Origin of the sequence: Bacillus cereus group sp. MYBKT14-1, assembly GCF_051915185.1 — a bacterium.
Classification (GTDB): domain Bacteria; phylum Bacillota; class Bacilli; order Bacillales; family Bacillaceae_G; genus Bacillus_A; species Bacillus_A cereus.
The window spans coordinates 101454-126859 of record NZ_JBQAEF010000003.1 but is presented as its reverse complement, the minus strand read 5'-3'; the positions used below and the strand labels follow the sequence as shown (position 1 = coordinate 126859).

Sequence of the window (25406 nt, the reverse complement as noted above, 5' to 3'; positions counted from 1 at the left end):
TTTCATTGTTTAAAATAAACGAAAACCCTCAATACTAATACAATAACGCTTGTATTAATGAGGGGCTGAAAAAAGATGGATCAAACTATGAATCCAAAACTTAAAAAATATAAACGTCTTTTCTTCACCGCAATGTTTTCGTGCGTCCTTTTCTTCGTTTTTTCTTTTTTTGTTATTATTATAGTTGCAAAAATTATGGGACCTCCTCCTGTTGCGGTCCCGCAAACAAGCGTCTTTTACGCAAACGATGATACTGTTATTGGACAAAGTAACGAAATTCAAAAACGTTACAATGTCTCTCTTAATGAAATTTCACCTTATGTAAAAGAAGCGACCCTTTCTATTGAAGATCAAAGATTTTATAAACATCACGGCTTCGATGTGAAACGGATTGCAGGTGCAATTGTTGCTGATTTAAAAGCGATGGCAAAGGTACAAGGAGCTAGTACAATTACACAACAATACGCACGTAATCTGTATTTAGATCATGATAAAACGTGGAAACGAAAATTATTAGAGGCAATGTACACTATCCGCCTTGAAGTAAACTATAATAAAAATCATATTTTAGAAGGATATTTAAATACAATTTATTACGGACATGGCGCTTATGGCATCGAAGCTGCGTCCCGTCTATATTTCGATAAAACGGCAAAAGAGTTAACATTAGCAGAAGCTAGTATGCTGGCAGGTATCCCGAAAGGGCCAAGTGTCTATTCTCCCTTTTTGAAAGAGGATCGCGCTAAAGGACGACAAGCTCTCATATTAGATGAAATGGTGAAGCAAGGATATATTACGAAGCAACAAGCAACCTTAGCGAAGAAAGAGACACTAACTTTTGCCTCATTAGATACGAAAAAAGTAGCAGAGGTCGCACCATATTTCCAAGATGCTGTACAAGCTTCGCTTCTTCGTGATGTTGGATTAGACGAACAAGCTTTACAACGAGGTGGCTTACGAATTTATACAACGCTAGACCCTAAACTACAAGCTGTAGCAGAACAAGCTGTAAAAGATCATATACCTGACACAACAAACATACAAACTGCTCTCGTCTCTATGAATCCAACGACAGGTGAAGTGGCTGCTCTTGTTGGTGGAACTGATTATAATATGAGTCAATTTAACAGGGCTACACAAGCCATTCGTCAGCCTGGTTCTACATTTAAGCCATTTCTATATTATGCGGCATTAGAACGAGGATTCACGCCTGCTACGCGCTTAAAAAGCGAATATACTGTATTCACCCTAGGTGACGGCGTTTCAAAGTATAAACCGAAGAACTATAAAGATTATTATGCAGATGATTTCGTAACGATGGCACAAGCTCTCGCAGTCTCTGATAACATTTATGCTGTGAAAACGAATTTGTTTTTAGGAGATGACACGCTAGCAAAAACAGCGAAACAATTTGGAATTAAAAGTGCATTAAAAGATGTGCCTTCTCTAGCTCTCGGTACATCACCAGTAAAACCAATTGAAATGGTTAACGCTTATAGCATGTTCGCAAACGGTGGAAAAGAAGTAAAACCTACTTTCATTCGCCGCATTATGGATCATGAAGGAAATATATTATACGATGCTCATTTAGAGAGTAAACAAGTTCTCGACAAGAGCAAAGCGTTTGTAATGGAAGAAATGATGACTGGTATGTTTAATAAGAAACTAAGCAGCTATGCTGCTGTAACTGGCCAATCGATGTTATCAAAATTATCAAGAACATATGCCGGCAAATCTGGTTCTACTGAAACGGATAGTTGGATGATCGGATTTACTCCGCAAATCGTAACAGGTGTATGGGTCGGATATGATCAACCTAAATCTATTTCAAACGTAGCAGAACAAGGATATGCGAAGAAAATATGGACTGATACGATGGAGAAAGGCTTAGATGGACAGCCTAAAAAAGAATTTAAACAACCAAGTGACGTCGTAGCGGTTAATATCAATCCAGAGAACGGTAAAATTGCTACAAAAAATTGTCCTATTTCTGTGAAAATGTATTTCGCTAAAGGTACCGAACCGACTGAATATTGTATGGATCACGTCGATGATAAAGAAGAATTTGAAAAAACGACTGAAGAAAAGAAAAAAACAAGTTGGTGGAAAAAATATCTTCCTTGGTAAAAAAAATAGCTGACGGGCACCCGTCAGCTATTTTTTATTCACTTAATAATGCACGGCGCAATTCTTCACTAGATTCGTTCCAAATCGCTTCATTATGTTCTTTCAAGAACGTACCAAGTACCTTTTTAGATGATTCATCCATATGGTCAACCATAATGTGACGCTTCAATGATTTATCCATTTTATTTACGTGTTCTGGAAGTGATTTATATCCGCGGCGAATCTCACGATCAACTGTCATTTCACAAGCTGTTACACCTGCGTAATACGCACCTGTCGCAGTTCTTTCAATTGTTACCCAAACAAGCCAAAATGGTTTTCCGTTTGGAACTTCATCTTTATTTGTTAAAAACTTAATACCTTTTTCTACTGTACTACGCGCATGCATCGCACCGATATCAACGAATGCAGTCTTCTCTAGTACATCAACAAATACAGGTGAAATGTTTTCTAAGCTTAATGCCCCAACACCAAATCCACCATGTCCATCTGTTGAATCATTTTTCACGATATTAAAACCGATTTTTTTCTTTTTCTCTGTCATATGTAAAATCCTCCTCACTTAAAAATTATAAAAGGCCAAAAATAGGCGCAATGATGCTATCTAAAAATACAAATACATGCGGAATAACTACCTGAAAAATAGGTTGAATTGTATAATTACTAAGCGGTGTAATAACAAGAATTAATAACGCAATTGCCCCGTATTTTTCATACTGTGTCATTTTCGCGCGAATATTTGCTGGCGCTAAATCTTCCATAACTCGATATCCATCAAGTGGCGGGATTGGTAATAAGTTAAATACAAGTAAAACGATATTCAGCATAATAAAAATCTGGAAAAATTGAGCTAACGTATCTGCCACTGCAGATGGAATTGAGTATAATACACCAAATTTTAATAAGCTATACCAAATAATTAAACCAATTGCACTTAAAATTAAGTTACTAATCGGCCCTGCAATTGAAACTAATATACCTGCCAGACGCGGTCTTTTAAAGTTATATGGATTAACAGGAACTGGTCTTGCCCAACCGAATCCAAGAATTAATACTGCAATCAAACCGATAGGGTCTAAATGGGCCATCGGTGATAACGTTAAACGCCCTTGTCTCTTTGCTGTATCGTCTCCAAATTTATATGCAACATATGCATGTGCAAATTCGTGAACGGATAGTGCAATAATAATTGCCATTGCTACTAACGGAATTTCGTGCAATGGATATCTAAATAACTGATCCATACTTCATCTCCTCTTCCATATGTCAAAAAAAGAAATTATTTGTTTTTTCGATTGTTCTTCCCCATAATCCGCTATAATAAGAGTGTAACTTACATAAAAGGAGCGATTGTACATGCCATACGTAACAGTGAAAATGCTAGAAGGACGCACAGAAGAACAAAAGAAAGCTCTTGCTGAGAAAGTAACAGCAGCAGTAAGCGAAACAACTGGTGCTCCTGAAGAAAACATCGTTGTTTTCATCGAAGAAATGTCTAAAAACCATTATGCAGTTGGCGGAAAACGCTTAAGCGACAAATAATTTCAAGTTTTTCATAAGAAGCAGCCACTAGCTGCTTCTTATTTCTTTCCTTCTAACAACTCAATAATTCTCTCTTTATATTTTCCTTTTCTTCCATCTTCATAGATTAAATCATGTGGATAGAATAGCTTTTGGTCCGTTCTTTTCTTACCTGTAATCGCCTCAACAATATCCGATTCACGTGAAAGCTCTCTAAGCTCTCCGTTTGGCATAAGAAGTAGGATTGGCAAACGCTCTTCTTCTTCTCCTGCACGATAAAAGTCATACGGTAAGTCTGATGTTGAATCAACTACTAAATAATACTCCGGATCAAGTCCAATCTTTTTAAATAAACTACTTAATTCCATCCAATTATCTAAACCGTGTTTATCTGTAAACTCTACATATTTAAATAGATTTCGATTCATAAAACGACGGCATAAATCGCTTAAAATTGGATCTTCTTCTTCCTGCCATACTTGGAAGTAGTAATACATAACGTTCTCGTCTAACTTTAAATAATCCTCTACTGTTACTTCTTCTTCAAATAAAGAATAGAAATGAACAGGATGATTTTTAAATGTATAATACTTCTCGTGCAGTGATTTCGCACGGTGTAAAATCTTCGTTAAAATAACTTCTGCACTTCGCGTTACCGGGTGGAAATATACTTGCCAATACATTTGATAACGACTCATAATGTAATGCTCAACAGCATGCATACCACTATTTTTAATGACTACTTGATTCCCATACGGACGCATTACACGCAGTATACGTTCCATATCGAAGTTTCCGTACTTTACGCCTGTGAAATAAGCATCTCTTAATAAATAATCCATACGATCCGCATCAATTTGGCTCGAAATCATACTAATCGCTAATTTATTAGTAGACGTTTTTGCAATTACATCTGCTACCTTTTGTGGAAACTCCTTATCAACACGACTTAATACATCATTAATCTCCGTATTGCCAACAATAATCTTTTGCGTAAATTTCTCATGATCTAATGAAAATACTTTTTCAAACGAGTGAGAAAATGGGCCGTGGCCGACATCATGAAGTAATGCCGCACATAAACATAACAATCTATCTTCAGCATTCCAATTTGGTCTGCCATCAAATACATCATCAATCATACGACGAATAATTTCGTATACACCTAACGAATGAGTAAAGCGACTATGCTCTGCACCGTGAAATGTAAAAAATGTCGTTCCAAGCTGCTTAATACGGCGCAAGCGTTGAAATTCTTTCGTTCCGATTAAATCCCAAATAACACGATCACGCACGTGCACATATTTATGTACTGGGTCTTTAAACACTTTTGTTTCGCTGAGTTTGTCGTTTAAATATACCACTTTCCGACATCCCCCTTTCTTTACTACATTCTTACTTTATATTATAAACGAAATGAGAAACAGAAAGAAATGAAAGACTGTATTAATTACCTTTATAAAAAGAAAAAATCACCTTTACCGAAGTAAAAGTGATTTCCTTTATACATTATTTACCTAAAACGAATTCAGCAACTTCGTCTAAGATCATATCTTTCCCTAATGGGAAGTAACCTTTGTTTAAGTCTTCATTTTTAATTGTGAATACGTGGTTGTTTTTAACAGCGTTCATGTTTTTCCAAATTGATTCTTCTTGAAATTCTTTTAAGCGCTGAGAACCGTCACCAGTTGTAAATACGAATAAGTAATCTGGGTTGTAATCGATTAAAGCTTCTTTTTGTACTTGTACTAGTGGTTTATCAGTTGGTGTACCTTTAACTGCTGGTAGTTTTAAATCATTAAAGATTACGCTACCGTAACCGTAGTCACCGTAGACGCGGAAAGCATTTGGATACGCAGCCATTTTCATGAATGTTGCTTCACCAGTTTTAGCGACGATTTTGTCATGTAATTTGCTTGCTTTTTCATCATACTTTTTGAACCATTCTTTTGTTTCTTTTTCTTTACCGAAGATTTGACCTACTTCTTCAAATTTTGGACGCCATTGATCTAATGGAGTGTTTAACATAACTGTTGGTGCAATTTTAGATAATTGATCATAAATCTTTTCTTGACGATTATTTACAAGAATTAAATCTGGTTTTGCAGCAGCTACTGCTTCGATGTTAATTTTATCGCCCCAAGCAGAACCAATTGGTTTAACGTCTTTTAGTTTCTTTTCAATATGTGCATCAATTTTTTCTTGAGATGTATTAGCAGTAATAACCGGTTTCATACCGAAAATTAATAATTCTTCTGTTGAACCACTAAGGTCAGCAATTTTCTTTGGGTTTGCAGGAATTTTAATTTCCCCTTTTGCATGTTTTACAGTGCGCTCTTCAGTCTTTGCATCTGCTTTCTTTTCTTCTTCTTTGTTAGAACAAGCTGCAAATAGTACAGAAGTCACAACTAGTACCATTGCTAATAGTGCCATTTTAAAATTCTTCATGTTCCCACTCCTTCTAGCTGTATTTATCTTATAAGTTACAACGAACTATAAGAAACAAAGATAACAATTAATTAATATATATTTATTAATTGTTGTTAATAACCCATTCTAACGGGCGTTCAACTTCCCATTCTTATATAAGAAGCTCAACGTCCATTAGAAGTCCCCCTCTTCACGAGGGGGTTCTACTTATGCTTTTTTACGCAATTGATTACTAATCATCGCTAAATCATATGTTAAACAAATTGGCTTACAGTTTACTGGACATGGAACGATTTGAGCTTCAATCTCAAATACGTTACGAAGTGTTTCACTTGTCATAACTTCATCTGGCGTTCCTTGTTTCATTAACTTACCTGCTTTTAATGCAATCATATGATCTGAGAAACGAGAAGCGTGATTTAAGTCATGGATAACCATAACAATCGTTCTACCTTCTTCTTCATTTAACTTTTTCAATAAGTTTAATACTTCTAATTGATGAGCCATATCTAAGTACGTCGTTGGTTCATCCAATACAAGTAATTCTGTTCCTTGTGCAAGAGCCATTGCAATCCAAACACGTTGACGTTGACCGCCTGATAGCGCTTCTGCTGGACGATTCGCAAATTCTTTCATTCCTGTCACTTCCAGTGCCCAGTTAATGTAGCGATAATCCTCTTCTTTCAACGTGCCAAACCCTTTTTGATGAGGGAATCTTCCATATGACACAAGCTCAAATACAGTAAGACCCGTTGGCACTTCTGCAGTTTGTGGTAAAATCGCCATTTTCTTTGCAATTTCTTTCGTTGGCTGTTTCTCAATTGCTTTTCCGTCAAGATAAACAGTACCTTGCTTTGCCTTCAAAATACGAGACGCCGTTTTTAATAATGTGGACTTCCCACAACCATTTGGTCCAATAATTGTTGTAATTTTCCCTTCCGGAATTTCAACTGTTAATCCATCAATAATTAAACCTTCATTATAGCCAACCGATACCGCATCCACCGCTAAAGTTGCCATACGAAAAGCCTCCCTTTATTTTGTCCTCATAAGTAAATAAATAAAATACGGTGCACCAATTACAGAAATAACAAGACCGACTGGTATTTCTGAAGTTGTTAGTACACTTCTTGAAATTACGTCTGCGAATAAAAGTAAAAACGTTCCTATTAGCGCAGCTGTGGGCAACATAATTTGATGTTTACCACCAACAAGGCGCCTTGCTAAATGCGGGGCCATTAAACCGATAAAGCCAATTCCGCCGGCAACAGCAACAGATGCCCCTGCTAAACAAACTGCAATAAATAATAATTTACGTCTTTCTTTTTCTACGTTTACACCAAGGCCAACTGCTGTAGAATCGCCTAGGTTCATTACATTTAATATGTGTGCTTTACTTATAGCAAGCGGTAAGAAAATAACCATCCATGGAAGTACACTTAATACGAATTTCCAATCTGTACCCCATAGACTTCCCGCCAGCCAAATCGTAGCAAAACGAAAATCGTTAGATGTCATCTTCATAGAGAAAATTAAACTAACAGCTCCAAATCCAGCTGCAACGGCAATACCGACTAGTATTAATCGAGTCGATGAAACGCCGTCTTTCCATGCTAGTAAATAAATAATTACCGCTGCTAATATCGCTCCAACTAGTGCGAAGAATGGAAGAATGAATACAGATAAAAATGTACCAGTCCCTACTTTTCCGAAGAAGAAGTAGACGAATATAACAACTGTTAATCCCGCTCCAGCATTAATACCTATAATACCTGGATCAGCAAGCGGATTTCGTGATAAACCTTGCAAAATCGCGCCTGACATAGCTAAAGCAGATCCGACTAGTATAGCAATTACCATACGCGGCATACGGAATTCAAATAAAATAACAGACTGATCTTCAGCCCCTAGTCCAACCAATGACTTTAATACGTCCATTGGCGGGATTTTAAAAGTTCCTGTATTTAAACTAATAAGAAATATAGAAACGATTAGTCCTACTAAAATCGTTAATATAGAAATGTTCTTTTTTGTTAAGACACTCGTCCTCACATCTTTCCTCTCCCTTCATTACGTGCTAAGTAGAGGAAGAATGGAACCCCAATTAGCGCTGTAATTGCTCCAATTGGCGTTTCAAATGGCGGGTTAATAACGCGAGATAACATATCTGCACATTCAATTAACAGCCCACCTAAGACCGCAGAACATGGAATAACCCATCTATAGTCCGAGCCTACGAGGAAACGAGTCATATGCGGAATTACAAGACCAACAAATCCAACTGATCCTGCCATGGAAACTGCGGAACCCGTTAAAACAAGAACAAGTACTGTTCCGATAAATTTAATCAATGTCGTATTTTGACCAAGTCCAATCGCAATTTCTTCACCGAAGCTCAAAATTGTAATATATCTCGACATCATAATTGCGATAAAAAGACAAACAAGGCCAATTGGCACTAACATATTAATACTTTGCCATTTCACTCCAGCGACTCCGCCTGCATTCCACATACTCACCTCTTGGGCAAGATTGAAATACAACGCGATTCCAGATGAAATTGCCCCTAATAAAGCACTAATAGCTGCACCTGCTAAAGCTAATTTCACAGGTGTTAATCCACCTGGTGAAGAAGATCCAATTCCATATACAATGCTTGCACCAAACGCAGCTCCAATAAAAGATGCGATAACAAACATTAAATAAGGTGAATTAGGGAAAAATGCATACATAATTGCAATTCCAAATACAGCTCCATCTGTAATCCCCATTAACGATGGTGAAGCAAGTGGATTTCGCGTCATACCTTGCATAATTGCTCCTGATACCGCTAAAAAGGCACCTGCAACTACGCCCCCTATTGCTCTAGGCATGCGAAGCTCTTGAATTACGTTATGATGTGTAATAGATCCATCAAACTGAAATACAGCTTGCCATACAGTCTTTAAACTAATATCTGCAGCCCCAAAAGAAATAGAAACTGCCATGCTTAAAGCTAACAAAATTGTACCCGCTACTAAAATAATAGAAGCGATGAGCGGTCTGCTCTTAATCTCTTTAACATTCTCTTCTTGCTGTTCTATACTGCTTGCGCTCGCTTCCATCCCTCAACCATCCTAACCAACAACATATATTTATTGAAATGAAATTTATTCTCAAATAGTAATAAAAAAATTAGGTGAATTGTTATTTCCTTGATAATGATTCTCAGAATCAGACACTTCTATTCTACCTATCGCTTTAAAAGACTGTCAACCATTATTTTGAAATATAAATTTATACAAATTGGTATTTTAATACAACAGTTATGTTCATCCTTTAGAAAACGTTCGTCCACACAAGAGTACTTTCGCAGAATAAATCATTCCTCTTATGGGCATAAAAAAAGAAGAGTAATCTTTTCACTCTTCTTTTTCTTACTTATTTAACTTTGCTTCAATTTTCACGATTAACTCATCTTCTGTTGGAGCCGCAACTGGACGGTTATTTACAAATGCGAATGATTTTTTACGACCAGGACCACAGTAAGACTGACATCCAACTTCAATCGTTGCACATGAATCTACTTTTTTTAACTTCGGAACTAACGTTTTAATGTTCGTTGCCTGACAGTCATCGCACACGCGAAACTCGTTTCCCATTACATAACACTTCCTCTATTTTAAACTTTTCTCAAGTACATTTAAAAATAAACACTAAATGGTATTTTACCGCTCTTTGAAGCTCGTTGCAAGTTTCCCTACAAAGCCTATTCTCTACATAATGATACATATTTATATGCTCTCCTACAGAAGCGCTCACCATTCATGGGAAAATTTTTACCTTTCATCGAAATCTACCATATTTTTAAAAGCTTTGTATAAAAGTTTATTTTTTTGCCCATTATAAAAATAGGAAGTTCATAAAAAGAAAGGGAGTTGAATCTATGAAAGTAAGACAAGATGCTTGGACAGATGAGGATGATTTATTACTTGCTGAAACGGTACTTCGTCATGTTAGAGAAGGAAGTACGCAATTAAATGCATTTGAGGAAGTAGGGGATCAGTTAAATCGTACATCTGCTGCTTGTGGTTTCCGCTGGAATGCTGTCGTTCGCTATAGCTATGAACAAGCTCTTCAACTAGCAAAAAAACATCGTAAAGATAAAATGCGTGCTGCAAGCGGTGAACAAGCGAAAAAACGTTTACTTTATACACCACCAGCTTCAGATTCGATAACTGATTATGAAGAATTAGTACAAGAAGAATCAATCGTACAATATAAAGAAGCTATTCCATATCAAGAATCTACTGCTCCTGCTGCAAGAAGCTCTATGACAATGCAAGATGTTATTTATTTTTTACAAACAGTCGGATCTTCAAATATAAAAGTGACAGCTCTTGAAAACGAGAATACGAGATTGAAACAAGAAATTAAAGCACAAATCCTTCGGAATGAGGAACTAGAAAAGAAACTAGAAAAATTAGAAAAGCAATCTCATACTGTACAAGAAGATTACGAAACACTTATGAACATTATGAACCGTGCTCGTAAATTGGCAGTCATGGATGACGAAGAACGTTCTCAAACATCTTTCCGAATGGACCGAAACGGTAATTTAGAAAAAATTGCAGAATAAGAAGGATGCATGCAATGCATCCTTTTTATTATTTCACCTCTAAGCTCCCCCTTTATATGTGAGAAAACTCCATTTTTCATTTTTTGCTATAATAGAGATTGTCATTTTAAAGATAAGGGGTTAGTTATATGAGCAATTCCCGTTCCATTTTATCTCAGCCAGAGTGGCGCATTGTAGATCAGTCTAGTTTGGGACCAACATTCCATGCACTTCAGTCATTCGCAATGGATGACACATTATGCACAAGCATTGGAAATGGCAAGTCAGCCGCAACAATGCGTTCTTGGGTTCATCACAATACAATTGTCCTTGGCATTCAAGATTCACGCCTTCCGCATTTAGAAGAAGGTATTTCTTTTTTAAAACAAAACAACTTCAATGTTATTGTTCGTAATTCTGGCGGGCTTGCGGTCGTGCTTGATGAAGGTGTTTTAAATGTATCACTTTTATTTCAAGAAACAGAAAAAGGTATCGATATTGATCTTGGATACGATACAATGTGGCATTTGATTAAGGAGATGTTAAAGGATTACGACGTTACTATCGAGGCAAAAGAAATTGTTGGCTCTTACTGTCCTGGTAGTTATGACTTAAGTATTCGCGATCAAAAATTCGCTGGTATTTCACAACGTCGTATTCGCGGCGGTGTCGCTGTCCAAATTTACCTCTGCGCTACCGGAAGTGGCTCTGAGCGTGCCGCACTCGTTCGTGATTTCTACAACCTAGCAATTCAAGGGGAAGAAACACGCTTTACATACCCTGAAATTGTACCAAGTACGATGGCCTCACTCTCAGAATTACTTGGTGAAACCATTACAGTACAAGATTTAATGATGCGTCTTTTAAAAACATTGCAGCAGTTCGCTCCAAAGTTAACAACATCTCAATTAACAATAGACGAGATTCCTTTATATGAGACGAATTTACAACGTATTATTGATCGTAATAATAAAGCACTTGGCTTAGAAAAATAAAGACCGTCGCTATAATAGCGACGGTCTTTATTTCAATTCATTATAGAATTAAAGTGCTTGAGCTGCTGTAATTAAAGCTAACTTGTACACTTCTTCTTCGTTACATCCACGAGACAGATCATTTACAGGCATGTTTAAGCCTTGTAAGATTGGTCCTACTGCTTCGAAGTTACCTAAACGTTGAGCGATTTTGTAGCCGATATTACCAGCTTCTAAGCTTGGGAATACGAATACGTTAGCATCACCTTTAATTGTAGAACCTGGAGCTTTTTTCTCAGCTACAGATGGTACGAATGCAGCATCGAATTGGAATTCTCCATCTAAAGTTAACTCAGGAGCCATTTCTTTTGCAATGCGAGTTGCTTCTACAACTTTTTCTGTTTCTGGAGATTTCGCAGAACCTTTTGTAGAGAAGCTTAACATAGCAACACGTGGATCAATGCCGAATAACTCAGCAGTTTTCGCACTTTCGATACCGATTTCAGCTAAATCTTGGCTGTTTGGTGCAATGTTAATTGCGCAATCAGCGAATACATATTTCTCTTCTTCACGTACCATGATGAATACGCCAGAAGTTTTTGTAACGCCTGGTTTTGTTTTAATAATTTGAAGTGCTGGACGAACTGTATCAGCTGTAGAGTGAGCTGCACCACTTACTAAACCGTGTGCTTTGCCCATGTATACAAGCATTGTACCGAAGTAGTTTTCGTCTTTAAGGATTTTGCGAGCGTCTTCTTCAGTTGCTTTACCTTTACGGCGTTCAACGAAAGATGCTACCATTGCATCCATTTCTTCGTATGTAGCTGGGTCGTAAATATCAACGCCTGCTAATGTTAAATTCATGCTAGCAGCTTTTGCGCTAATTTCTTCCTTATTACCAACTAAGATTGGTTTTACTAACTCTTCTTTTGCTAAACGCTCTGCAGCGCCTAAAATTCTTTCATCAGTTCCTTCAGGAAGTACGATAGAAATGCCTTTTCCTTGAACTTTTTCTTTTACTGTTGTAAATAAGTTGCTCACGAATAAACCCTCCTACATATGTTAAAAAAACTCTATCTTTAAGAATACTGCTTTTCTTCTATATTTTAAACTTATAGCTCCCAAAAAATAGATAAAATAAAAATGATTATATTTTCATAAAATTCAGCCGTTAAATTCACCTTGCTTAAACACTTAAATGTGACAATTTTATGCGCCAAGGTTTTATATAGATGATTTTAAAACTATATATGCTATAGTTAACGTGTAAAACTATCATTAACTGAGGTGAATAGAATGAGTGAAGCAACAACAACGTTAGATGGCTGGTATTGTTTACATGATTTACGTTCTATTGATTGGGCTGCATGGAAAACATTATCTAGCGACGAACGCGGACAAGCAGTGTCTGAATTTTTAAATGTCGTTGAAAAATGGAACGAAGTAGCTACTGCGAAAAAAGGTAGTCACGCAATGTATACAGTTGTTGGCCAAAAAGCTGATATTATGCTTATGATTTTACGTCCAACAATGGAAGAGTTAAATGAAATTGAGACAGAATTGAATAAAACAACTTTAGCTGAATATATGGTTCCTGCATATTCTTACGTATCTGTTGTTGAATTAAGCAACTACCTTCCAGCTGATGAGGATCCATACCAAAACCCTCAAATTTTAGCTCGTTTATATCCTGAATTACCGAAAGCAAATCATATTTGCTTCTATCCAATGGATAAGCGTCGCCAAGGTGATGACAACTGGTACATGCTTCCTATGGAAGAACGTAAAAAAATGATGTACAGCCATAGTAAAATTGGGCGTCAATACGCAGGTAAAGTACGCCAAGTGATTTCAGGATCTGTTGGATTCGACGATTTCGAATGGGGCGTAACATTATTCGCTGACGATGTTCTTCAATTTAAGAAACTTATATACGAAATGCGCTTCGATGAAGTAAGTGCTCGTTATGGTGAATTTGGAACATTCTTCGTTGGAAACATTTTACCAGACGAAAAAGTAGAGAAATTTTTACACATATAAATGGTGAAAAGGAACGAAATTCGTTCCTTTTTTTATTCTTCTCTATATTTATCCTCAAAAATCTCCTTTTTTCTGCACTTTTGAAGAAAAACCAACATTTTTTCAAATTTCTTGTAAAATTGTAACCTTTTTATATGTAAAGATATGCTAAAATGATACGAGCTATATGCTAAATAACGATGCGAAGGTGATAATCTATATGAAAAAAATCTTGTCTATTTTACTATTGCTTGTATTGTCAATTTCTCCCTTAAGAGTAACAACATCCCATGCGGAAGAAAAAATACATATTGAGGCGGCGGCTGCACTTTTATTTGATGCAGATACAGGAAAAATACTTCACGAGCAAAATCCAGATGAATTGCTAGCTATTGCTAGTATGTCAAAATTAATTGTTGTTTACGCTGTTTTAGAAGCAATTAAAGAAGGAAAAATCACATGGGATACGAAAGTAAATATTTCTGATTACGCTTATGAAGTCTCTCGTAATAATGAATTCTCTAATGTACCGTTCGAAAAAGGACGTCAATATACTGTAAAAGAATTATATCATTCTATTGTTATATTCTCTGCAAATGGATCTAGTATTGCTTTAGCAGAACTTCTTGCAGGAAGTGAGAAAAACTTCTTAAATCTTGCAAATGAACATGCTAAAAAGCTAGGATTAAAGAAATATAAATTTGTAAACGCTACTGGCTTAAATAACGCTGACTTAAAAGGAAAACATCCTGAGGGTACTGATCCAAATGCAGAAAACTCTATGTCAGCTCGTGATATGGGTATGCTTTCAAAAGCAATGATTACAAAGTATCCAGAAATGCTAGAGGATACAAAACAAAGATTTAGAAACTTCCCAGACAATCACCCAAAACCAATTCGTATGGAAAACTGGAATTGGATGTTACCAGGAGCTGCTTTCGCTTATGAAGGTACTGATGGTTTAAAAACCGGAAGTTCTGATACAGCTGGATACGGATTTACCATTACTGCTAAACGTGGTGATGTACGTCTTATCTCGGTTATTATTAAAACAAAATCAATGGATGAACGTTTCACGGAATCTCGTGAATTAATCGAATATGGATTTAATAACTTTGAAAAACAAAAACTAAAAGTTAATAAAAACAATACAATCTCTGTAGTAAAAGGGAAAGAAGACCAAGTAACTGTTGCACCCGAAAAAGAAATAACAGTAATTGCGAAAAAAGGTAGCAAAGATCCTTATAAAATTGGAACTGAATTAGATAAATCTCTTTCTGAAGATGGACATTTAGTTGCTCCTATTAAGAAAGATACCAAAGTAGGCTCAATTACTTTAGAATCAACTGATAAATATGGTTTCTTAGACGGTAGTAAAAGTATGAAAGTTACTGCAAAAACGACAGAAGAAGTTGAAAAAGCAAATTGGTTTGTTTTAACAATGCGCTCTATTGGAGATTTCTTCTCAAACTTATGGTCTAAAGTTTTTTAATAAAAAAGCTGGCTCACGCTAGCTTTTTTTATTTTCCACTCTCAATGTAAAACTTCCTTTGGTTGTCATATCTGAGTCCTTTTTCTCATACGTATGAACTAGTAATTGTTACACACTTCATCTAGAGATAAACCTCTTTCCACAAGGTATTCCAAAAAGAGAGGTGACACATAATGGGCGTTATCGCGTATAACGAAGCAGATGTAAAGCTATTAGCTAGACTGATGCGTGCTGAAGCCGAAGGAGAAGGGCAACAAGGTATGTTAATGGTCGGAAATGTTGGGGTAAATCGTGTCCGGGGAAATTGTTTAGATTTTAAAAAAATACGTAATTTACGTCAAATGGTTTATCAAAATCCTGGTGGTTTTGAGGCAACGCAAAAAGGATATTTTTATCAACGTGCAAGAGAACAGGATATCGCTTTAGCAAGGCGAACGATTCAAGGACAACGTTTTTGGCCTGCAAATTTTGCCTTATGGTTTTTTAGACCTGAAGGCCCTTGTCCACCAACTTGGTATAATCAACAAAACTCTGGTCGCTTCAAAAAGCACTGCTTCTTCCAGCCATCTGGCGAGGATTGTCCTAGCGTATATTAAGGATTGATAATGAGGAGGGATTTTTGAATGGCACAGCAACAAAACCCGTATTATGGAACAGGATTTTATCAACCATCTGGAACTTATGTACAACCGCAACAAATGACTGCTGGGCAGCAACAACAACAGCAAGCGATGCAACAACAAGCAGCTCAAGCTGCGCAAGCCCAATATGCAATTTCTCAAGGCATGTTACCTCTAGAACAATCCTATATTGAAAACATCCTTCGCTTAAACAAGGGCAAGCAAGCTACAGTTGTAATGACTTATGAGCGCGGTAGCTCGCTCGGTACACAATCGTATACAGGTATTATCGAAGCTGCTGGTCGTGATCATATTGTAATTAGTGAACCACAATCAGGGAAACGTTATTTACTATTAATGATTTACTTAGATTATGTAGAATTCCCAGAAGAAATTACGTATTTACCTAGTCAACAAGCAACTTATGCTCCAAGACCATAAAAAAAGCTGGCATATGCCAGCTTTTGTTCTTTATAACCCTTTTACAACTGCAGTTCCAACTAAGATCCACGCCACGATAAACGCTACACCACCAAGAGGTGTAATTGGACCAAAAAACTTAATCCCTGTTGTGCTTAACGCATACAGACTACCTGAGAACATAATAATCCCAGCTACCATAAGCCAACCAGCAGTAGTTAAAAGTGATGATTGAATCTTATCCATCAATAATGCAACTACGAATAGCCCAACTGCATGGAACATTTGATATGTAACACCTGTTTTCCAAACTTCTAACATTTTTGCAGAAATTTTATTTTCTAAACCGTGTGCTCCAAACGCTCCTAACGCAACAGATAGCCCCGCTGCAATACAACCTAGTAAAAAGAAAATTTTCATCTTAATTCCCCTTTTTTACCTTTATCATAAGCAATTTTTACATATAAGCCAAACGATTTATCTCCTAAAAATCAAATAAAGAATTACCGTTTGCATCACTTTCTTTTATATATACTGGTTCTCCAGAAACCGGTGCGATTGGTTGCATCGTTACTGGCTGTGATCCAATTATTTGTGATTGAATTTGCGGCTCTCTATACGTAGAAGATTCAACTTGCTCATCTAATAATAAATCGCATAAAGCACGTACAACTAATAAATGCTCTTTTGATTTTTGTCCTTCACTACTTTTTGCCTTTGCAATTTCATTCGCCATTTTATTTAAAATCTTATCGCTTGATATTTGCATCCCTTATCACCTCATACTTTGTAGTTCTTTCTCAAATTGTCCCAGCTTCTCTACTGAACCAAATACTATTATCATATCATGTTCTTTCAATTTTTCCTGCCCTGCTGGATTATGTATAATATCCCCATTTCTTGAAATCGCTAATATTGTTACATCAAACTGATTCCTTACATTACTCTCTAGTAACGATTTACCAACTAATATTGAATCTTTTCCAACTAGAATTTCTTCAATGACAAATGACTGTTCTATTCCATACAACACTGTATCAATATAATGAACGGTTAATGGATTTGCAATACCTTTTGCGATATGAATACCCGCCATACTAGATGGATTAATAACCTTATTTGCACCGGCACGCCTTAATTTCTCTTCAGTTTCTGGCTTTTCAGATCTCGCCACAATTTTAATCGTATCGTTTAACCCTCTTGCTGTTAATGTAATAAATACATTTTCGGCATCATTTGCAACAATAGCAACTAAACCAGCTGCTTTTAAAATTCCGGCATTATGTAATACTTGATCTTCCGTTGCATCTCCATGTACAAATAAAAGCTTTTCCTGCTCCAATATACTTTCATCTTTATCAACAACGACAAATGGAATATTCTTTTCTTGCAATTCATGTACAACTTGAAGCCCCACTCTACCGCAACCACATACTATAATATGATTTTTCAACTGCGCTATTTGTTTATCCATCTTCTTCCTCCGTACTGCATGAAATAAATTCCCTTCAATAATCATAGCTGCCACTACCCCAATTGCATACGTAACAATACCTACGCCAACAGGAATAATAAGGAGCGCAAATACTTTCCCCGCTTGCGTTACAGGAACGGAATCTCCGTATCCAACAGTCAATACAGTAATCATTGTCATCCAAAATGCTTGAAACAAACTAATCTCTTCAATCGTCATAAATCCTATCGTTCCTAGAATTACAACAAAAGTCATACATATAACTGCTATCCATAATTGCTTACGTGCATTCATACCTTGTTTCAACTCTTTTCTCTATCTACAATCTTTGCCAGTGGAAATAAAATACGTATATACTAGATACGGAATCTATGAAAGAGGTTGATATAATGAAGACATTTCTTTCCGCCTTACAATGGGCACTATTTATTTTAGCTGGAAGCCTTATTGTACCAATTAGTGTCGCAACTAGTTATGGTCTTGATGGTGCTGAAGCTATCGCATTCGTACAAAGAACGTTATTTGTTCTAGGCTTTGCTGGTCTCTTGCAAGCTATATTTGGGCATAAACTTCCTATTCAAGAAGGTCCTGCTGGCCTTTGGTGGGGAATTTTCTCCCTTTATGCGAGTTTAGGCGTCGTATTATTTGGATCAAGCAATGAGACACTTAAAGTTCTTCAATATGCTTTCTTATTAAGCGGTATTATTTGTATTATTCTTAGCGTTTTTGGACTTATTGATAAACTCGTTCGCTATTTTACACCGACAGTCATTGGAACGTATTTATTTCTTCTTGTCGCGCAGCTTAGTGGCTCCTTCTTAAAGGGAATGTTTGGCCTTGATGGAAAACATACAGAAGTACAACCTAACGTATTTATTCTTTCACTCATTGTTATTTTACTATCCTTTTTCATCATGAAGCTACCTATTATTGGACAATATTCCGTTCTTTTCAGTATCGTATGCGGCTGGATATTATTCGCATGTTTCGGATTATCTAATCCAATAACACCAGTGACAGACATAATCCGTTTTCCATCCTTATTTGTTTTCGGAATGCCTCGTGTTGAATGGAACATGGTAATTACGGTCATTTTCGTTACACTCTTACTTCTAACAAATATGTTAGCAAGTATTCGCGTTGTACAAAAGGTTGTCTCTAAATATGAAGAAAACGCTGCATTAGATCGTTTTAAACAAGCTGGCATTATAACAGGAATCAACCAATTGCTAGGCGGCCTATTTTCAGCTATTGGGCCTGTCGCTATTTCTGGATCAGCAGGTTTTATTGCAACGACTAATATTTATAAACGTCTCCCGTTTATATTAGGGTCAAGCTTTATTATTGTCGTTAGTATATTTCCAAAGATTACTTCATTCTTTGCAGCAATCCCTGTTGCAGTTGGTTATGCCGCTATTTATCCTGTATTCGCAAGCATGATTGGTCTCGCCTTTCGAGAATACGAAACTGTCCAGGATAAAGAACGATTATTTAAAGTAGCCGGTCTTTCAATCTTTACAGGAGTCGGAGTTATGTTTGTTCCAGCAGGAGCATATTCCACACTTCCACCATTTCTAGCATCGTTTTTAAGTAATGGTCTCGTTCTTGGATCTGTAATGGCAATCTTGCTAGAAATACTATTTTCTCGTTCCGCTGCAAAACAAATATCGTAAATTGGAAAACTTCCATTATTGCACTCTACCTTTAGAGTTGTTACGATAAAATCAAACTTTAATCATTGGGGTTTTATTCTTCCCCAATGATTATTAACCAATATTATGAGCAACAACTCATAATAATTTATCTACTTCTTTTCAAAGAGGTTTGATGTCTTACTATTATTCCTCAACATCTTCATGAACATGTATTTTGATTTCAATTAAAGAAAGGAATTTTCTATATGACTTATAAAATGATTGTTTTAGATTTAGATGATACTTTATTACGTGATGACCATACTATTTCACCTCGTACGAAAGAAGCGTTAATGACTGCACAAGAGCAAGGCGTAAAGGTTGTACTTGCTTCTGGACGTCCAACATTCGCAATGCGTACAATCGCAAAAGAACTACATTTAGAAGAGTATGGTAGCTTCATTCTTTCATTTAACGGTGCAAAAATTATTAACTGTAAAACAGATGAAGAATTATTCAGTAGTACGTTATCTCCTGAAATCGTTCACAGTCTATACGATATTAGTAAAGAAGAAAACGTCTGGATCCACACATACATTGGTGACGATATTATTACTGAAAAAAACAACTCTTATACAGAAATTGAAGGTCAAATTACAGGTATGCCAATTGTAGAAGTAAATAATCTGAAAGAAGCTGTACAACAACCAGTTGTAAAAGTATTAATGGTAGAAAATCCGGAACACTTACAAATAGTAGAATCAAAACTACAAAAACAACTAGAAGGCCAATTAAGCGTGATGCGTTCGAAACCATTCTTCTTAGAATTTACAGAAGCCGGTGTTACAAAAGGAACGAGCTTAAACAAACTGATTCAAAAGCTTGGCATTAAGCGTGAAGAAGTTATCGCAATGGGCGATAGCTATAACGACCAAGCAATGATTGAATTTGCTGGTCTTGGCGTTGCAATGGGCAATGCACCTGATGATATTAAAGAAATTGCGAACTACGTAACAGATACAAATATGAACGATGGTGTTGCAAAAGTTGTAGAGAAATTCGTTTTAAAAACGGATGTACTTGTTTAATATTTTCATTCACAAAACCTATTTGAAGTCAAATACTTCAAATAGGTTTTTATTTAAATTCTCATGCTTTTGTGACTATATTTTGAACTTTGCACTATTCTCGTAGTGTAAACTTTCTTTTTGTATATAATGAAACAAAATAGACTATTTTATTTTGAAAAAGAATACAAATTTACTATATACAAGCATACGTTAAAGGAGGCTACTTTATGTTATCTACACCAATCGGACGATTAAGAGCAATTGGACTAGTTGAGGGTATTTCTTTCCTATTACTATTATTTGTAGCAATGCCATTAAAATATTTTGCAGGATTTGCAACAGCTGTTAAAATTACAGGCATGGCTCATGGTGTTCTATTTATTCTATTCATCTTTGCAGTAATTCAAGTAACAATCGTACACCGTAAATCAATTTTATGGGCACTTGGAGCATTCGTTTCATCAGTTATCCCATTTGGTACTTTTGTACTAGATGCAAAATTAAAGAACGAGCAACAATGATAATAAAAAGGTAGTTAACAACTGTTAACTACCTTTTCTATTTATAAATTTGGAATTTCCCAATCAATTTCTCTTTCGCCCATATTAGCTAAAATCGTATTTATTTTAGAATATGGCTTACTACCAAAGAAACCACGTCTTGCCGATAATGGGCTTGGATGTACAGATTCGATAATATGATGATTCGGATTCGTAATTAATTTCTTCTTCGCCTGCGCATGGCGCCCCCACAATATGAAAATAACTGGCTTTTCACGTTCGTTCAACAGTTCAATTACACGATCTGTGAAGTGCTCCCATCCTTTTCCCTTATGAGAATTTGCTTCGCCTTGACGAACTGTTAATACGGTATTTAGTAATAATACTCCTTGTTCCGCCCATTTTACTAAATAACCGTTATTCGGGATTTCATAACCATATTCATCTCGAAGTTCTTTATACATATTTAACAATGACGGTGGTGTTTTAACACCAGGTTGCACAGAAAAGCTTAAACCATGCGCTTGATTCGGTCCATGATATGGATCTTGCCCTAAAATGACAACCTTTGTATTTTCATAACTTGTATACTGAAGAGCGTTAAAAATATCTTCTACCTTCGGATAAACAACATGCGTGCTGTATTCTTCTGTCAAAAAACTGGATAGAGTAAGATAATACTCTTTCTCGAATTCTGGTGCCAATAATGGCTCCCAATCATTCTTTAAAACATTTTCCATACTGTCACTTCCTGTCTAATTAATTCACCATATCCTGTCTTGTAAATACTACGAACGAAATAACAAGAGAAACAACTGCCCAAACAGTTAAATTCATCAAAGAAAATCCCATCGATAAACCTTGTAATGCAGGTAATTTTCCTGATAAATAATCCGTTAATGATAAATTCACACTAAAAATATATTTGGCGCCTTCCCAAGATGTTGCGAACGAGCTTAAAATACCGCCTGCAATTAATGCAGCTAGCATAACGCCCATACCAGCTGGTGTATTACGAATTAAAACAGAGACCATAAATGATATAGTTCCGACAACGATAGCAACAAACCAGGCTAGTCCATACGCCATTAAGATGTATTGCCACTGCGGAATAAGATGTACAAAGTTCGTATTTAACGTTTCCTTATCAATGACGAATCCTATTAAAACAGGTAAATTCCATCCCGAGTACCCAAATACAAGCCCTGATAATATGTAAGCAAACAAACCTACAAGAAACAGTATGAGCGAAATGAAAAATAACATCGTCACGTATTTACTAAGGAGTATTTTCCAGCGCCGAATCGGCCGCGTAAGTAACATCTTCATCGTCCCATCACTTCGTTCTCCTGAAACGATATCAATGGCGACAATCATTACGAGAAGCGGAATAAATAATGTAATTCCTTGTTCAATAAATGCTCTGACAAAAGTCGGTGCACCCGGTGCCATCGGATTAATATTATGATCTAAATAATATTGTTGTTGCTCAACTCTTACCTTTAACCAATCACGCCATTCTTCTGGCAACCTAGAATTGTTCAACCGGTTCTGAGAATCAACAATTTGCTGTTGCAATGAAACCTTCCAATCAGTTGTACCGAGTCTTTTTTGTGTCGTTTCTATTTCACGATACTGCGCATACACAAAAAGCGGGATCAAGATTGCTAAAATAAGCATGACAACAAAAATACGTTTCTTGCGGTAAATCTTTTCTGATTCATTTAAAACTAGATTCGCAAATTCACGCATGCTGCTCACCCCTTGTGAGTTCAATAAATAAATCTTCTAGCGTAAATACAAGCTCCTTAACGCTATGTACATCTATTTCATTTGCGACAAAGTGTTTATTCCAACTACTTATAGATGCAATATCCATGCGGCATAGTAATCGATCGCCTTCTACACTCACTTCCCTTACTTCTTCGGCCGCTTCTAGCATATCTTTCGCCTTAGAAATCGGTGTAACAATCCATTCTACACGATCACTTGCTGTTTTAATTAATTCTTCAACCTTGGCAACTGTTATCATCTTTCCTTTATGAATAATAGCAACGCGATCGCATATCATTTGCACTTCACTTAGCAAGTGGCTTGAAATAAACACGCTCATATTTTCTTCTTTTACAAGCTTATGTATAAATTCCCTAAGTTCTCTAATCCCTGCTGGATCTAAACCATTCGTTGGTTCATCTAATATGAGCAATTTCGGATTTCCAAGGAGCGCCTGCGCAATTCCAAGGCGTTGTTTCATACCAAGTGAGTACGTTTTTACCTTGTCATGAATTCTTTCATCTAAATGAACCATTTCAGCAATTTCAATAATACGTTCATCTGATATATCACCTAACATACGAGCAAATTGCTTTAAATTTTCCCATCCCGTTAAATATGTATACAACTCTGGGTTTTCAACGATACTCCCAATTTGACGCATCGCTTCTCTGAAATTTTCCTTAATCGAATAACCACCGATAGAAATCGTACCTTCTGTCGCCTTAATCAATCCGACTAACATTCGAATGGTAGTCGTCTTTCCAGCACCATTTGGTCCTAAGAACCCGAACACTTCTCCTTGCTTTACATCAAAGGAAATATTCTCTACAAGAGTCTTCTTTCCAATTACCTTCTTCAAGTCTCGTACAGAAAGTATCGTCGTCATTTTACCCCTCCTTGTTCTAGTTTTAATTTACTTACAACATTTTGAACTAAACGTTCTGCCATATACGTATAACCTACTTCGTTCGGATGAAAATGATCAGAGTATAATAAATCTTTCCCGCGGTTTTGGAATAAATCAAATGTCGGTGTAATATACACATTTTTATCGTTTAGCGCTAATTTCTCTAAAGATGCATTCCAGTCCACAACAATGTTTGAAGACCCTTTTAAATCTTCTACATCTTCAAAAGGATTGTATAAACCAAGCCAAAAAATCGGACTATCTGTATTTAATTTACGAATTTCTTCTATAATTTTCTTTGCTTCATTTTGAAACGTCTCTGTGTCAGGACGATACGTCTCTAAATCTATTTTCCCAAGTGATTCCCAGCCTGGGAACAAATCATTTCCACCAATCGTTAACACAATTACATCTGCTTGCTTAATTGAATATTGAGCGCCATTACTTTCAATTTGTTTTAATAAATCGGGCATTTTTGCACCACTAACTGCTAAATTTGTTAATGCAATTTTTTGCTTATAATCTTTTTGTAAATCCTCTTTCATTCGCCCAACATAGCCAATTCCTTCTTTATCACCAACGCCACGCGTTAATGAATCACCTAAACTAACGATTTGTAACGTTCCCATTTTCTTTTTCTCTTTTGCCACTACATCGGTCTTTTTAATTAAATTTGAAGCTTTCGGATTTAATACATCATTTACACCTGAAACAAAGCCATATGCAAATAAACAGAAAGATGCAATTGTAATGAGTAGAATTACTTTTACTACTTTTGATCTCATATCAAAACCCCTTTTAGCCCTCATAGATTGTCCATAATTATACCAAACGAAATTTTGAAAAGCGATTTTCACACCTTCTCAATTATGTCGTTTCTCTATCTACTAACTCTGGTAATAACTCTATATGCTTCACATCTAATTTCTCTTCATTAATCTTTTCATATAATAATTCAAACGCTTTCACTCCAACGTTTTTACTAGAATGCGAAATCGTCGTTATACCCAATATATCTGCCACCTCTTGATCATCACACCCGATAATCGTAATATCCTCTGGAATACGAACTCCTTGTTTTTTTGCTTCTGTAACCATCCCCGCTGCAATATGGTTACAAGATACAAGGAACGCCGTCGGTTTTACTGACATATGAGCCCATTCTCTAATTACATTGCGTCCATCTTCCACTGTAAAACATCCCTCAAATTTCCAGGTCTCTAACGATGTTACGATACTCTGTTGAAGCGAATCTTCGTACGCCTTCTTTCGTCTTTGGCTATTAACGCTATTACTTCTTCCAATACAATATCCAATACGTGTATGACCGGCATCTATTAAGCTTTTCATCCCACGTGAAAATACTTTGTAGTAATCGATATGGACACTTGAAATATACTTCGAATCTATTTCTTCACACATAACAATCGGGCCGAATTTCGTATATTCTTCAAGCTTCTCCTTACTATTTGTCCGAGAACAAATAATAACCCCATCAAGCTTTTTCATTTTTAACATATTCAAAATTTCTAGTTCTCTTTCTTCACTATAATTCGTCTGGCAAAGCATCATATTATAATTATTCTTTGCTGTCTCTTTTGATATCCCCTCGATAATAGCGCTATAATATTGATCATTTACGTGTGGCAATAAAACGCCAATTACATTCGTTTTTCCTTTCACTAAATGAATTGCATTCACGTTTTGCGTGTAATTTAATTCTTCTATAATCGCTAAAATTTCTTTTCGTTTCTGTTCATTTACGTACGGATGATTATTTAGTACACGTGAAACAGTTGAAACAGATACTCCAGCAAGTTCAGCAATCTTTCTTATATTTGTCAT

At 36.2% G+C, this 25406-nt stretch carries 28 protein-coding genes; 11 read left to right on the top strand and 17 right to left on the bottom strand.

The window, feature by feature from the left end; all coding sequences use genetic code 11:
* Positions 1 to 75: 75 nt before the first annotated feature.
* Positions 76 to 2127: a transglycosylase domain-containing protein gene (locus ACTFO4_RS10625; RefSeq protein ID WP_000372956.1), complete on the top strand. Its 2052-nt coding sequence runs from the start codon at positions 76 to 78 to the stop codon at positions 2125 to 2127.
* Between the two features lie 34 nt (positions 2128 to 2161).
* Here ACTFO4_RS10625 and ACTFO4_RS10620 read toward each other — a convergent pair whose 3' ends face one another.
* Positions 2162 to 2671 (bottom strand): YwhD family protein, encoded by a 510-nt coding sequence (locus tag ACTFO4_RS10620; protein ID WP_000136678.1) that lies wholly within the window; start codon positions 2669 to 2671, stop codon positions 2162 to 2164.
* 25 nt (positions 2672 to 2696) lie between these two features.
* Positions 2697 to 3371, bottom strand: coding sequence for a site-2 protease family protein (locus ACTFO4_RS10615; RefSeq protein WP_000372444.1), 675 nt, complete (start codon positions 3369 to 3371; stop codon positions 2697 to 2699).
* Positions 3372 to 3483: 112 nt separating this feature from the next.
* Here ACTFO4_RS10615 and ACTFO4_RS10610 point away from each other — a divergent pair, with 112 nt between their 5' ends.
* The gene (locus ACTFO4_RS10610) at positions 3484 to 3669 is read left to right on the top strand and encodes a 2-hydroxymuconate tautomerase (RefSeq protein WP_001147171.1); all 186 of its coding nucleotides are present in this window, start codon (positions 3484 to 3486) and stop codon (positions 3667 to 3669) included.
* A gap of 38 nt (positions 3670 to 3707) precedes the next feature.
* Here ACTFO4_RS10610 and ACTFO4_RS10605 read toward each other — a convergent pair whose 3' ends face one another.
* From ACTFO4_RS10605 to ACTFO4_RS10580, 6 genes are all read right to left on the bottom strand, one after another.
* A complete protein-coding gene (locus ACTFO4_RS10605) occupies positions 3708 to 5012 on the bottom strand; it encodes an HD domain-containing protein (RefSeq protein WP_000262742.1) in 1305 nt (434 codons plus the stop codon).
* A 145-nt stretch (positions 5013 to 5157) separates the two neighbouring features.
* Positions 5158 to 6096: an ABC transporter substrate-binding protein gene (locus tag ACTFO4_RS10600; RefSeq protein WP_326234517.1), complete on the bottom strand. Its 939-nt coding sequence runs from the start codon at positions 6094 to 6096 to the stop codon at positions 5158 to 5160.
* Positions 6097 to 6285: 189 nt separating this feature from the next.
* Positions 6286 to 7098 (bottom strand): ABC transporter ATP-binding protein, encoded by an 813-nt coding sequence (locus ACTFO4_RS10595; protein ID WP_000212068.1) that lies wholly within the window; start codon positions 7096 to 7098, stop codon positions 6286 to 6288.
* Positions 7099 to 7113: 15 nt separating this feature from the next.
* Positions 7114 to 8130 carry a FecCD family ABC transporter permease gene (locus ACTFO4_RS10590; protein ID WP_001260757.1) on the bottom strand — a complete coding sequence of 339 codons (1017 nt, stop codon included), beginning with the start codon at positions 8128 to 8130 and terminating at the stop codon, positions 7114 to 7116.
* Entirely contained in the window at positions 8127 to 9182 is a 1056-nt protein-coding gene (locus tag ACTFO4_RS10585; protein WP_000388294.1) for a FecCD family ABC transporter permease, read from the bottom strand. Before ACTFO4_RS10585 ends, ACTFO4_RS10590 begins: the two co-directional genes overlap by 4 nt.
* 312 nt (positions 9183 to 9494) lie before the next feature.
* Positions 9495 to 9719: a DUF1450 domain-containing protein gene (locus ACTFO4_RS10580; RefSeq protein ID WP_000526071.1), complete on the bottom strand. Its 225-nt coding sequence runs from the start codon at positions 9717 to 9719 to the stop codon at positions 9495 to 9497.
* 284 nt (positions 9720 to 10003) lie between these two features.
* Between ACTFO4_RS10580 and ACTFO4_RS10575 the strand changes: the two genes are divergently transcribed.
* Together ACTFO4_RS10575 and ACTFO4_RS10570 are read left to right on the top strand one after the other, a co-directional pair.
* Positions 10004 to 10696, top strand: coding sequence for an RsfA family transcriptional regulator (locus tag ACTFO4_RS10575; protein WP_000868358.1), 693 nt, complete (start codon positions 10004 to 10006; stop codon positions 10694 to 10696).
* Positions 10697 to 10824: 128 nt separating this feature from the next.
* A complete protein-coding gene (locus ACTFO4_RS10570; RefSeq protein ID WP_000071951.1) occupies positions 10825 to 11670 on the top strand; it encodes a lipoate--protein ligase family protein in 846 nt (281 codons plus the stop codon).
* A 48-nt stretch (positions 11671 to 11718) separates the two neighbouring features.
* Here the strand turns inward: ACTFO4_RS10570 and pta are convergent, their stop codons facing one another.
* Positions 11719 to 12690 (bottom strand): phosphate acetyltransferase, encoded by a 972-nt coding sequence (gene pta / locus ACTFO4_RS10565; RefSeq protein WP_000067215.1) that lies wholly within the window; start codon positions 12688 to 12690, stop codon positions 11719 to 11721.
* A gap of 255 nt (positions 12691 to 12945) precedes the next feature.
* Here pta and hemQ point away from each other — a divergent pair, with 255 nt between their 5' ends.
* From hemQ to gerQ, 4 genes are all read left to right on the top strand, one after another.
* Positions 12946 to 13689 (top strand): hydrogen peroxide-dependent heme synthase, encoded by a 744-nt coding sequence (gene hemQ / locus ACTFO4_RS10560; protein ID WP_001287595.1) that lies wholly within the window; start codon positions 12946 to 12948, stop codon positions 13687 to 13689.
* A gap of 199 nt (positions 13690 to 13888) precedes the next feature.
* Positions 13889 to 15160 (top strand): serine hydrolase, encoded by a 1272-nt coding sequence (locus ACTFO4_RS10555; protein ID WP_061457931.1) that lies wholly within the window; start codon positions 13889 to 13891, stop codon positions 15158 to 15160.
* Between the two features lie 173 nt (positions 15161 to 15333).
* Positions 15334 to 15756 (top strand): cell wall hydrolase CwlJ, encoded by a 423-nt coding sequence (gene cwlJ, locus ACTFO4_RS10550; protein ID WP_000538153.1) that lies wholly within the window; start codon positions 15334 to 15336, stop codon positions 15754 to 15756.
* 27 nt (positions 15757 to 15783) lie between these two features.
* Positions 15784 to 16221, top strand: a complete 438-nt coding sequence (gerQ, locus tag ACTFO4_RS10545) for a spore coat protein GerQ (RefSeq protein WP_000068638.1) — start codon at positions 15784 to 15786, stop codon at positions 16219 to 16221.
* Between the two features lie 30 nt (positions 16222 to 16251).
* Here gerQ and ACTFO4_RS10540 read toward each other — a convergent pair whose 3' ends face one another.
* From ACTFO4_RS10540 to ACTFO4_RS10530, 3 genes are all read right to left on the bottom strand, one after another.
* A complete protein-coding gene (locus ACTFO4_RS10540) occupies positions 16252 to 16620 on the bottom strand; it encodes a DUF423 domain-containing protein (RefSeq protein WP_000688320.1) in 369 nt (122 codons plus the stop codon).
* A 64-nt stretch (positions 16621 to 16684) separates the two neighbouring features.
* Positions 16685 to 16969, bottom strand: a complete 285-nt coding sequence (locus tag ACTFO4_RS10535) for a YwdI family protein (RefSeq protein ID WP_001167345.1) — start codon at positions 16967 to 16969, stop codon at positions 16685 to 16687.
* Between the two features lie 6 nt (positions 16970 to 16975).
* Entirely contained in the window at positions 16976 to 17968 is a 993-nt protein-coding gene (locus ACTFO4_RS10530; protein WP_002180590.1) for a potassium channel family protein, read from the bottom strand.
* A 95-nt stretch (positions 17969 to 18063) separates the two neighbouring features.
* Here ACTFO4_RS10530 and ACTFO4_RS10525 point away from each other — a divergent pair, with 95 nt between their 5' ends.
* The 3 genes from ACTFO4_RS10525 to ACTFO4_RS10515 all read left to right on the top strand — a co-directional run bounded on the left by ACTFO4_RS10525 (position 18064) and on the right by ACTFO4_RS10515 (position 20899).
* Complete coding sequence (locus ACTFO4_RS10525) at positions 18064 to 19347, top strand: purine/pyrimidine permease (protein WP_061457932.1); 1284 nt, start codon at positions 18064 to 18066, stop codon at positions 19345 to 19347.
* A gap of 227 nt (positions 19348 to 19574) precedes the next feature.
* Positions 19575 to 20396 carry a Cof-type HAD-IIB family hydrolase gene (locus ACTFO4_RS10520; protein ID WP_063246325.1) on the top strand — a complete coding sequence of 274 codons (822 nt, stop codon included), beginning with the start codon at positions 19575 to 19577 and terminating at the stop codon, positions 20394 to 20396.
* Between the two features lie 209 nt (positions 20397 to 20605).
* Positions 20606 to 20899 (top strand): DUF3817 domain-containing protein, encoded by a 294-nt coding sequence (locus tag ACTFO4_RS10515; RefSeq protein WP_000953396.1) that lies wholly within the window; start codon positions 20606 to 20608, stop codon positions 20897 to 20899.
* Between the two features lie 41 nt (positions 20900 to 20940).
* On the opposite strand, the gene ACTFO4_RS10510 is transcribed toward ACTFO4_RS10515, so the two are convergent.
* Genes ACTFO4_RS10510 through ACTFO4_RS10490 form a run of 5 tightly spaced genes read right to left on the bottom strand, consistent with a single transcriptional unit; the run spans position 20941 to position 25406 of the window.
* Positions 20941 to 21618, bottom strand: a complete 678-nt coding sequence (locus ACTFO4_RS10510) for a uracil-DNA glycosylase (protein WP_000432519.1) — start codon at positions 21616 to 21618, stop codon at positions 20941 to 20943.
* Between the two features lie 19 nt (positions 21619 to 21637).
* Entirely contained in the window at positions 21638 to 22630 is a 993-nt protein-coding gene (locus tag ACTFO4_RS10505; protein ID WP_061457933.1) for an ABC transporter permease subunit, read from the bottom strand.
* On the bottom strand, positions 22623 to 23540 hold the full coding sequence (locus ACTFO4_RS10500) for an ABC transporter ATP-binding protein (protein ID WP_000207717.1): 918 nt from the start codon (positions 23538 to 23540) through the stop codon (positions 22623 to 22625). The genes ACTFO4_RS10505 and ACTFO4_RS10500 overlap by 8 nt, the downstream gene beginning before the upstream one ends.
* Positions 23537 to 24418, bottom strand: coding sequence for an SGNH/GDSL hydrolase family protein (locus ACTFO4_RS10495; protein WP_002180592.1), 882 nt, complete (start codon positions 24416 to 24418; stop codon positions 23537 to 23539). Before ACTFO4_RS10495 ends, ACTFO4_RS10500 begins: the two co-directional genes overlap by 4 nt.
* Before the next feature lie 10 nt (positions 24419 to 24428).
* Positions 24429 to 25406, bottom strand: coding sequence for a LacI family DNA-binding transcriptional regulator (locus tag ACTFO4_RS10490; protein ID WP_000181979.1), 978 nt, complete (start codon positions 25404 to 25406; stop codon positions 24429 to 24431).